At 71.7% G+C, this 9,996-nt stretch carries 8 protein-coding genes; all 8 read left to right on the forward strand.

The window, feature by feature from the left end:
• Positions 1-344: 344 nt before the first annotated feature.
• Positions 345-938 carry a hypothetical protein gene (locus tag VIB55_RS16175; protein WP_331877698.1) on the forward strand — a complete coding sequence of 198 codons (594 nt, stop codon included), beginning with the start codon at positions 345-347 and terminating at the stop codon, positions 936-938.
• 61 nt (positions 939-999) lie between these two features.
• The gene (locus tag VIB55_RS16180; RefSeq protein ID WP_331877699.1) at positions 1,000-1,929 is read left to right on the forward strand and encodes a ribose-phosphate pyrophosphokinase; all 930 of its coding nucleotides are present in this window, start codon (positions 1,000-1,002) and stop codon (positions 1,927-1,929) included.
• 332 nt (positions 1,930-2,261) lie between these two features.
• A complete protein-coding gene (locus tag VIB55_RS16185; protein WP_331877700.1) occupies positions 2,262-3,767 on the forward strand; it encodes an MraY family glycosyltransferase in 1,506 nt (501 codons plus the stop codon).
• 44 nt (positions 3,768-3,811) lie between these two features.
• Entirely contained in the window at positions 3,812-5,011 is a 1,200-nt protein-coding gene (locus VIB55_RS16190; RefSeq protein WP_331877701.1) for a glycosyltransferase family 4 protein, read from the forward strand.
• Between the two features lie 25 nt (positions 5,012-5,036).
• Positions 5,037-6,155, forward strand: coding sequence for a glycosyltransferase (locus tag VIB55_RS16195; RefSeq protein ID WP_331877702.1), 1,119 nt, complete (start codon positions 5,037-5,039; stop codon positions 6,153-6,155).
• A gap of 28 nt (positions 6,156-6,183) precedes the next feature.
• On the forward strand, positions 6,184-7,572 hold the full coding sequence (locus VIB55_RS16200; RefSeq protein ID WP_331877703.1) for a hypothetical protein: 1,389 nt from the start codon (positions 6,184-6,186) through the stop codon (positions 7,570-7,572).
• Positions 7,569-8,708 carry a glycosyltransferase family 4 protein gene (locus VIB55_RS16205; RefSeq protein WP_331877704.1) on the forward strand — a complete coding sequence of 380 codons (1,140 nt, stop codon included), beginning with the start codon at positions 7,569-7,571 and terminating at the stop codon, positions 8,706-8,708. Before VIB55_RS16200 ends, VIB55_RS16205 begins: the two co-directional genes overlap by 4 nt.
• A complete protein-coding gene (locus VIB55_RS16210; protein ID WP_331877705.1) occupies positions 8,705-9,646 on the forward strand; it encodes a class I SAM-dependent methyltransferase in 942 nt (313 codons plus the stop codon). The genes VIB55_RS16205 and VIB55_RS16210 overlap by 4 nt, the downstream gene beginning before the upstream one ends.
• Positions 9,647-9,996 lie beyond the last annotated feature (350 nt).

The following is a 9,996-nucleotide window of genomic DNA, read 5'->3' on the forward strand; positions in this document are numbered from 1 at the left end:
TGACATTTGTCATACATTCAGGGCGGGTGCGGATGGCTTTCAGTGATGCACGGGCGGGCCTGGCAGCAGCGATTGGAAGCGATGCGTGTGGCCATTGGCCGAGGAAAGACGCGTACACGAAGAACTGGCTTCAGCACGGCAAAGTCTCGCCTGTGGATGTCCAGGCCATGCTGCTCCGCTGCAACGGAACCCAGCACCGTGAGAGCGGCCTCGTCACCGAGCCAGGCGTTCGGGTCCATGAGTTCTTCCCGGAGTGGCGGGGGGTACGGTGGTACGTGAAGGCCTATTACCATGCCGACCAGGGCCGATGGATTCTCATGAGTGCACATCCCGCGGAGGCCTAGATGAAGATCTGGAAAGAGGGCGATCTCTCGACGGCGCTCTGTCCAACGTGCGAGCGGATCAAGGATGTCGCGTTCCGTCGCCGCGTCGTGGAACTGGATCCTGGCGTGAGCATCCCCGACGTCCTCGTCGCGGTCTGCTGCGAATGCGACGAAATCGCCATGATTCCGGCGCAATCGAGTCCGCGGCTCAGGGCTGGCTTCAAGCGCGCGATGGTTACCGTGAATGCGCGCGTGCCTCGGCACCTGGAAGATGTCCTGCTGCTCCTGGCGGATGAAGGATCCCGATCACAGCCGTCTACTTCGGCGGTGGTGCGATTCCTTCTCTCGGAGTTCGCATTCAATCCAGCGCTCGCGGTGCGCGTGAAGGAGGCGCTGGGCGACGACCTGCTGGATGCGCCGGGGGATCACGAACTATCGGTTCGCGTCCCAGCGGAGCTGGTGGTCCACGTGGAGGAGGCGGCGGCCAAGGCTGGAATCGAAAGCCGCACGGCCGTCATCAAGGGGTTGCTCGCGGTGGCCAAGGAAGATGTTCTGGACGGCCGCGACGAGGTGCTGGGGAACACGATGCGCCGCGTACTCGCCGCCGTGACCTGACCCGCGGTATCTTGGGCCCTCGATCGCGGTGTGGTTGGGAAACTCGTGCACGGAGCGTGGGATGCGGGAGTGCGTGATCTTCGCGGGGAGCGGGAATCCGGAGCTGGCCCGGGCGGTGTCGGAACAGGTAGGGATGCCGCTGGGGTCGTGCAGCGTCGAGCGCTTTCCCGACGGAGAAACCTCCGTGCGGCTGCTGGAGTCGGTGCGCGGCAACGACGTGTACCTGCTGCAGCCCACCTGCCCGCCGGTGAATGACAATGTGATGGAGCTGTTCGCCTTCGCGGATGCGTGCCGGCGCGCGGCGGCGGGGCGCATTCACGCCGTGCTTCCGTACTACGGCTACGCGCGCTCCGACAAGCGGCACGGCCGACGCGAGCCGATCACCGCCAGCATGGTGGCCCTGCTGATGAAGGCGTCCGGCATCGACCACGTGCTGACCATCGACCTTCACACCACCCAGATCGAGGGCTTCTTCCCCGGCCCGTTCGACACGCTCACCGCCGTTCCCACCCTGTGCGCCGCCATGCGCGGCGAGCTTCCCGCCGATGCCGTCGTGGTGTCACCCGACGCGGGGCGGGTGAAGCTGGCGACGGAGTACGCGCAGCGGCTGGACCTGCCCCTGGCCGTGCTTCACAAGCGCCGGGAGACCGGCAGCGAAACCCGTGTCACGCACCTGGTGGGCGAGGTGGAAGGGCGCACCTGCCTGATCATCGACGACATGATCTCCACCGGCGGAACGCTGGTGGAGAGCGTGCAGGCGCTGCGCGAGGCTGGCGCGGTGGGCTTTCACGTGGCGGCCACGCACGGGCTGCTCCTGGGCAACGCCATCGCGCGACTGACGGACGCGGGCGTCCAGCGGGTGTGCGTCACCGACACCATCGTGCAGGAGCGGGACGAGGGCGGGGTCCTGCGCGTGGTCTCCGTCGCCGGGCTGCTGGCCGGCGCCCTCCGCAAGCTCGCCTCGGACGAATCGCTGGAAGAGCTGTTCTGAAATCGGACGCCGTACGGCGATACGACGCAGATCGTGCAGCGTGCATGGGCAATTCTGCAGCCGCGGCAGCCTCGATCCGGAGATGAGTGACGATCCAACCTCAAGCACCGTCATAGCTTAGGATGCGTGTTCCCGGACGGGAACATACGAGTTTCGGTGTGGCCTTGCTCGTGCACATCACTGCTACGCGCAGCGGAAGCAGAAGCTGCCAAGGCTTGACCGGCACTGCGTTCCAGGGTTATCCTAAGTGGTTGCGAGGGTTTGGTTTGCGCTTCCCTTCCGGCGCCTCTCGACCCTCCATCCCGTCCCTTCAGCCGCCACACGCGACTCCCTTGCCCATCCTCCTCGTCTTTGCCGTGGCCGCCCTGGCGGCGCTGCTGGTAACACCGGCCATCGTGCGGGTGGTTACGGCGCACGGGCTGTACGGGCACGTGCGCGGCGACTCGCCCACGCGGCGGGTTCCGCGGCTGGGGGGCATTCCCGTGTGGCTGGCGACGTCGGCGGGGATCCTGGCGGCCGTGCTCGGGCCGGGGGTGAACGCCGTGGGCGCGGGGCCGGACCGGTTCTTCGTCGGCGTGCTGGTGGCGGGCTCGCTGATGTTCGCCGTGGGGCTGCTGGACGACCTGTACAACCTGCGCCCTTCGGCCAAGCTGCTGGCCCAGTGCACCGCCGCCGTGGTGGCGTACGCGTGCGGCTTTCGCATCGACGGGATCACCTTCGCGGGCGCCACGCTCGACACCGCCGCCCTGGCGCTGCCGCTGACGCTGCTGTGGATCGTAGGCGTCACCAACGCCTTCAACCTGATCGACGGGCTGGACGGCCTGGCGACCGGAATCGGCCTGGTCGCGCTGTGCACCACGCTTACCGTGGCGCTGATGCTGGGCAACCTGGAGGTGGCCATGGCGTGCGCCGCCCTGGGCGGCGCGCTGCTGGGCTTCCTCCGCTACAACTTTCGCCCCGCGCGCATTTTCCTGGGCGACTCGGGAAGCATGTTCGTGGGTTTCATGCTGGCGGTGCTGTCGGTGCACGGGAGCACCAAGAGCGCCGCGGCCGTGCTGGTGGCGGTGCCGGTGCTGGTGCTGGCGCTCCCCATCATGGACACGCTGCTGGCCATCGTGCGGCGCTGGCTGCGGGGCACGCCCGTGTTCGGCGCCGACGAGCGCCACCTTCACCACCGGCTGCTGGCCGTGGGCGTAACCCACGTGCGCGCCGTGGTGCTGCTGTACCTGATGGCCGCGGCGCTCGCCGTCTTCGGCGTCCTGCTGGCGTTCGGGCCCCCGTCGCTGGTGGCGGCCGTGGCCCTGGGCGGCGCGGCGGTGTCGATGGTTCTGCTGCTGGCCGGCATCAAGGTGCTGGGCTACTACGAGTTCGTGGAAGCGGGCGCGGTGCTGCACTCGGGAATGCGTGGCATCCGCCAGAGCATCCGCGACCAGATCCACGCACGCGACGTGGCGCAGGTGCTGGCCCGCGCCGAGTCGATGGAGCACATCGAGGCGATCCTGGGCGACAACGCCGAGGGGCTGGGGCTGCTGTACGCGACGGTCTGCCGCGAGTCGTCGCCGGTGGGCGGGCGCTCGGTGCTCCCCCGGACGGTGGCGGCGGGCGCATGGAAGCTGGAGTGCCCGGTGGAGCTGAACTACGCCAACGCCGATCCCTACGTGCTGCGCGTGTGGACGGAGGCACCCGACGACCTGCGCCTGCTGACGGCCGACCGCACGGCGCGCGTGCTGGCCGCCGCGGTGCGCGGCTGGCTCACCGGCCCCCGCACGCCGCTTCCCGCTCCCGGCGGCGTCTCCCTCGGCCATCTCGGCCCCACGCCGTCTGGCGCTTCGGCCTGATCCCTCCGCCCGATCCCATCATCGATTTCCCCGCTCCCGGCCCGGTGCGCGTCGCATACCTCAGCGCGTCCGGCGCGCTGGGCGGGGCGGAGCGCGTGCTGCTGGACGTGCTGGCCAGCGTGCGCGCCGCCGAACCCTCGTGGCCGCTCACCCTGGTCTCCGGCGAGGACGGGCCGCTTCTGGAGCGCGTCCGTGCGCTGGGCGTGGAGGCGCACGTGCTCCCCTTTCCACGCGGCCTGGCCGCGCTGGGAGACGCCGGTGCGGGCGGAACGCTGCGCCTTCTCGGCGGCATGGCCGCGGCGGGCCCCGGGGCGGCGGCATACGTGGCGCGCCTCGCGTTCCTGCTGCGGCGAGGGCGGGCGGACGTGGTGCACACCAACGGCTTCAAGATGCACCTGCTTGGCGCTTGGGCCGCCTCGCGGGCCACGCCTGTCGTATGGCACCTTCACGACTTCGTCTCTACCCGCCGGGCGATGTCGGCCCTGCTGCGGCGGTCCGCCGGGCGCTGCGCCGCGGCGGTGGCGGTCTCGGATGCCGTCGCCGTGGACGCGCGAACCGTGCTGGGCGCCGGACTGCGGGTGGAAACCGTCCACAATGCCGTCGACCTTCACCGGTTCACGTCCGACGGGCCCACGCTGGCCCTCCACGACGCGGCGGGGATGCCGCCGGAGCCCGTGGGGACGGTGCGCGTGGGCCTCGTCGCCACCATGGGCGTGTGGAAGGGCCACGCGGAGTTCCTGCGCGCCGTCGCCCGCGTACCACGTGAGATCCCGCTGCGGGCGTACGTGGTCGGGGGCGGGATCTATCGCACGCAGGGGAGCGAGGTGTCGGTGGACGGCCTGCGGCGGCTGGCGGCGGAACTGGGGATCGCCGACCGCGTGGGGTTCACCGGCTTCGTCGCCGACCCCGCGGCGGCCATGCGCGGCCTGGACGTGGTGGTGCACGCCAGCACGCAGCCCGAGCCGTTCGGGCTGGTGATCGCCGAGGCCATGGCGTGCGGCCGGGCGGTAATCGCCAGCGCGGCCGGCGGCGCGGCCGAGATCATCTCTCCCGGCCACGATGCGCTCGCGGTGGCGCCGGGGGACGTGGACGGGCTGGCCCGCGCCATCCGCCAGCTCGCTACGGACGGGATGCTCCGCGCCACCCTGGCCCGCCAGGGCCGCGAGACGGCCGTTCGCCGCTTCGACCGCGCGCGGCTCGCGTCGGCGCTGTCTCCGCTGTATCGTTCCCTCCTCAGCCAGTAGGCCGCGCCCCGTCCAGCATCTCCCGTTGCCGCAGCCGCTCCGAGTTCTTCACGTGTACGCGGGCAACCTGTACGGCGGGGTGGAGCGGATGCTCGCCACCCTGGCGTCGGCGCGCGTGGACGGGCTGGAGCAGTCGTTCGCGCTCTCCTTCGACGGACGGCTGGCCGACGAGCTGCGGCGGATCGGCGCGCGGGTGGAACTGCTGGGGCCCGTGCGCGTCAGCCTGCCGTGGACGGCGCTGCGGGCGCGGTCGCGGCTGGCGCGGGTGATCCGGGCCAGCCGGCCGGACGTCGTCGTGTGTCATTCCACCTGGGCGCACGGCATCTTCGCCGCGGTCGCGCGTGGCCGTGGCGTTCCCCTGGTCTTCTGGCTTCACGACGTGGTGAGGGGCGGTACCTGGGCCGACCGGCTGGCCAGGCGCACGCCGCCGGACCTGGCCATCTGCACCAGCCGCTTCGCACAGGCCGCGCTGGGCCGCCTTTGGCCGCACGTTCCCGCCGAGGTGGTGTATCCGCCGGTCCCGCCGCCGACGGTGGAGTCCTCGGCCCGGCGGGAGGTTCGCGCGGAGCTGGACACGTCCATTGACGATGTCGTGTTCCTGATGGCGAGCCGCTTCGACCCCGCCAAGGGCCACCGCGTTCTCCTGAATGCGCTGGCCTCGATGCGCGAGACGGAGCGGTGGACGTGCTGGATCGCGGGTGGCGCGTCGGGGCCGCGGGAGGCGGCGCACCTGGCCGGGGTGCGCGCCCTGGCGGAGGCATCCGGGATCGCGGGGCGGGTGCGGTTCCTGGGCGAGCGCGCGGACGTGCCGCGGCTGGTGGCGGCTGCGGACGTGCTCTGCCAGCCGAACCTTTCGCCCGACGCGTTCGGCATCGCCTTTGTAGAAGGGATGTACGCCGGGCTGCCCGTGGTGACTTCCGCGCTCGGGGGCGCGCTGGAGGCGGTCGATCCCACGACCGGCATCCTGGTTGCGCCGGGACGTGTGGACGCGCTGGCGGAGGCGAGGCGCGAGTTGGCGAGCGATCCCGGCCGACGCGCGGAGCTGGGCGCGGCGGGTCCCGCGCGGGCGCGGGCGTTGTGCGATCCCCATCGACAGGCGGAGCGAATGCGGCAGGTGCTGGCAACGGTGGCGGGGCAGGGATGAGCGCGGCGCACCCGGCATGGGAGCCGTCGTGAACACCGCGGCGCACCCCGTTCCGTACGCCGTGCCGTATCGCGGTGCGCGCAGGCGTCCCCGCCAGCCGTTTCCGTGGGTGCCGGCGTTCATCGTCTTCCAGCTCGCCTGCCAGCTGATGCTGATCTCCGGGCTCGCGGGCGTGCGCGTGCTGGTGCGCATGGCCGCGTTCGGGGCGAGCCTGGCGCTGCTGGCGCTGCTGCGGGGGCGCGGCTCCGCCCATCCCGCCCGGGGACCCGCCATCTTCGTATTCGCCATCCTGGGCGTCTGCATCTTCCATCCCGAGACATCCTCGTCCGCCGCCGGCATCGCGCAGGTGGGGCTGTACGGCGCGGTGATCGCCCCGCTCTTCTGGGTGCCGCGGCTCACCGCCATCGACATCCGCGCGCTGCGGCAGACCGTGATGGTGCTGTGGGCGTTCCACACCTTCAGCGCGGCCATCGGCGTGGTGCAGGTGTACCGCCCGGGAACGCTGCAGCCGCCGCTCTCCACCGTGGTGCAGTCCAAGGGCAAGGGCTACGTCGAAAGCCTCAAGATCACCACCGCCACCGGCCAGCGCGTGTTCCGGCCGATGGGGCTGACCGACGTTCCCGGGGGCGCGGCGGTGTCCGGGTTGTACGCGGTGCTCCTGGGCGTGGGCTTCTTCCTCACCCGCCGCACCCCGCTCGCGCTCGGAGCGTCGCTGGCGAGCATCGTGCTGGGCGCCGCCTGCCTGTACCTTTCGCAGGTTCGCTCGCTGGCGGTCATGACGGGCATCTCGCTGCTGGCCGTGGGCGCCGTCCTCGTGTGGCGGAAAGACGTCAAGCGCCTGTCGATGCTGGGGTTCGGGGTGATCGGCATGCTGCTGCTGGGGTACGTGATGGCGGTGAACATGGCCGGAGCGGCGGTCACCAACCGCATGGCGTCGCTGGTGCAGGCCCGGCCCACGCAGGTGTACTACGACAACCGCGGCCGATTCCTGGAAGACGCGCTGATGAAAACCCTTCCTGCCGCGCCCTTCGGCGAGGGGCTGGGGCACTGGGGGATGACGGCCACCTACTTCGGCGGAAGCGGGCCGGGCAAGAACATCTGGGTAGAGATCCAGTGGGCCGGGTGGATCGTGGATGGCGGCGCGCCCCTGCTGTTCACATACCTGCTCGCCGTGGGCGTGTGCCTGATCGCAACGTGGCGGATCGCGCGCGCCCGCCCGCCCGGACCCGAGGCGCACGACCTTCCGTTCTGGGCGGCCATCGTGATGGCGTACTCCGTCGGCGCCCTGGCGCTCACCTTTTCGTACCCCATCTTCGTTTCGCAGTCTGGGATGGAGTTCTGGCTGCTGAACGCCACCCTGTTCGCCGCGGCCCGCTACGCGCGCCAGGCCGCGCTCGCCGCCGAGGCGCCCGGGTGAGGCCCTGGGCGGTGGTGGCGGGGGACTTCGTCCGCACGGGGGGGATGGATGCGGCCAACCACGCGCTGGCCGGCTGGCTGGCGCGCGGCGGGCGCGAAACCCACGTGGTGGCGCATCGCGTCGCCGACGACCTCCTCCACGAACCCAACCTGCACGTTCACCACGTTCCCCGCCCGCTGGGAAGCCACCTGCTGGGCTTTCCGCTGCTGGACCGAGCCGGCCGCCGCGCCGCGCGTACGCTGGCGGCTCGCGACCCCGTGGTGCTGGGGAACGGCGGCAACACAGGCGTGGCGGGTGCGGTGTGGCTCCACTACGTCCACGCCGCGTACGAGCCGCGGGTGGCGGGGCGGCCGCTTCGGCGCGGCATCGACCGGCTGGCCCGGCGTAGCGCGCTGGCCGACGAGGCGCGCGCAGTGCGAGGCGCCCGGGTGATCGTGGCCAACTCGCGCCTGACCGCGCGTCACGCCACCGGGATGCTGGGCGCCGATCCGGCCGCGGTGCACGTTGTCTACTACGGCACGGACGCGGAGCGATTCCGCCCGCCCTCGCCGGACGAGCGCCAGGCTGCTCGCGAAGCGCTGGGGTGGAACGACGACGTGCCGGCCGTCGCCTTCGTGGGCGCGCTGGGGGACCGGCGCAAGGGTTTCGACACGTTGTTCGAGGCGTGGCGGCTGCTGTCGGCGGGCGGATCGTGGGATGCGCGGCTGGCCGTCGCCGGGGCGGGGGGCGAGCTGGAGCGCTGGCGGAGCCGCGCGGCGGAGGCGGGGCTGGCGGACCGCATCCACTTCCTGGGATTCCACTCCGACGTGCGCCGCCTGCTATGGGCCGCCGACGCCCTGGCCTCGCCCACGCGGTACGAGGCGTACGGGCTGGCCGTGCAGGAAGCCGTTTGCTGCGGGCTTCCCGTGCTGGTCAGCGAGACGGCGGGTGTGGCGGAGCGCATCGGGGGCGAGGCGCGCCGGCTGCTGATCCCCGATCCCGACGACGCGGAGGGCGTGGCCGCGCGGCTGCGCGCGTGGCGGGAACGGTTGCAGGAGCATCGCTCCGCCGCGCTCACGCTCTCCGCCCAGATGCGGCTGTGGACGTGGGACGACATGGCGCGGTCCATCGCCGAGCGGGTGGAGGCGGCCGGATGACGCAGTCGACGAAGTCGGTACAGCCGGGTGGATTTGTGCCGGTGGAGGCGTGCTGGGTCTGCGGGGCGCGTACCCTGGCGCCGGTGGCGCGCGCCATCTTCGAGTTCGAGGGGTACCGCGAGCAGGATCCCGCGCTGGCGGAGTACACGGGCGCCACGGTGGACCTGGTGCGTTGCGCCGGGTGCGGCTTCGGCCAGCCACGCGCCATGCCGACGCTGCCGGATTACTTCGGGCGGATGTACGACCAGCGCTGGTCGGACGAGTGGATCGACGCGGAGTTCCACTCCACGGCCAAGGACGCCATCTTCCGTGAAGTGCTTCGCGACCTGGCGGCCCGCGTGCCCGCGGGGGAGCGCACGCTGCTGGACCTGGGGGCGCACGTGGGGCGCTTCATTCACCTCGCGGCGCGCGAGGGTTGGCGTGCGGAGGGCGTGGAGCTGAACCCGCGCACCTCCGCCTACGCTGCCCGTGCCACGGGCCTCCCCGTGCACCGCGCGGACCTGCGCGACCTGGCGGAAGAGGGACGACGCTACGCCGCGGTGACGCTCACGGACGTGCTGGAGCACATACCTGAGCCGGTAGAGGCGCTGCAGGCGGTGCGTCGGGTGGTAGCGCCGGGGGGATGGGTGGCGGTAAAGGTGCCCCACGGCCCCAACCAACTGCGCAAGGAGCTGCTGCGCGCGCGGCTGCGGCCCGGCTACCGGCCCACGGTGGCCGACAACCTGGTGCACGTGTCGCACTTCACCCCGCGCGCCCTCGCGATTGCGCTGGAACGGGCGGGATTCGTGGACGTGCAGGTGCGTCCGGCCGCGCCGGAGCTGTTCGGATCGCGGCCCAGCCGGGCCGGGCGCCTGGCGGCCTACGCCGCCTCGCGGGTGCTGGGCCCCTCGTCGCCCCTGGCGCTGAACCTCCAGGCGTACGCGAGGGCGGGGGAATAGGGAATCGGCAACCGGCGGATCGATGTTTCACGGCCGAGGGATGGGGTGTGGGTCCCCGGCTGTGCTTCGGCCCCTGACCGTGCTGGGGCGAATGAATTCGCGGCAACAAGGGCCCAAAGTCCGCCTTCGCGGACTGCACGCGTAGTCGAGTGCGCGGGGCGAGCCGAGGCGCGATCGAATCCCGCTTGCGGGAGAGGGACGGGGGGAGAGGGCAGCCGCGGAGTGCGCCGGCCCAGGTCGAGACGACTCCGAGCCGGTGAGCGCCCCCCGTCGCGCGCACCAACGCTCACCGAAGCGCACGGAACTGGCTCCCTTCCCCCGCGCAGTTTGCGGGGGAAGGGCTGGGGATG

The sequence above is a fragment of the Longimicrobium sp. genome (genome assembly GCF_036554565.1).
Lineage (GTDB): Bacteria > Gemmatimonadota > Gemmatimonadetes > Longimicrobiales > Longimicrobiaceae > Longimicrobium.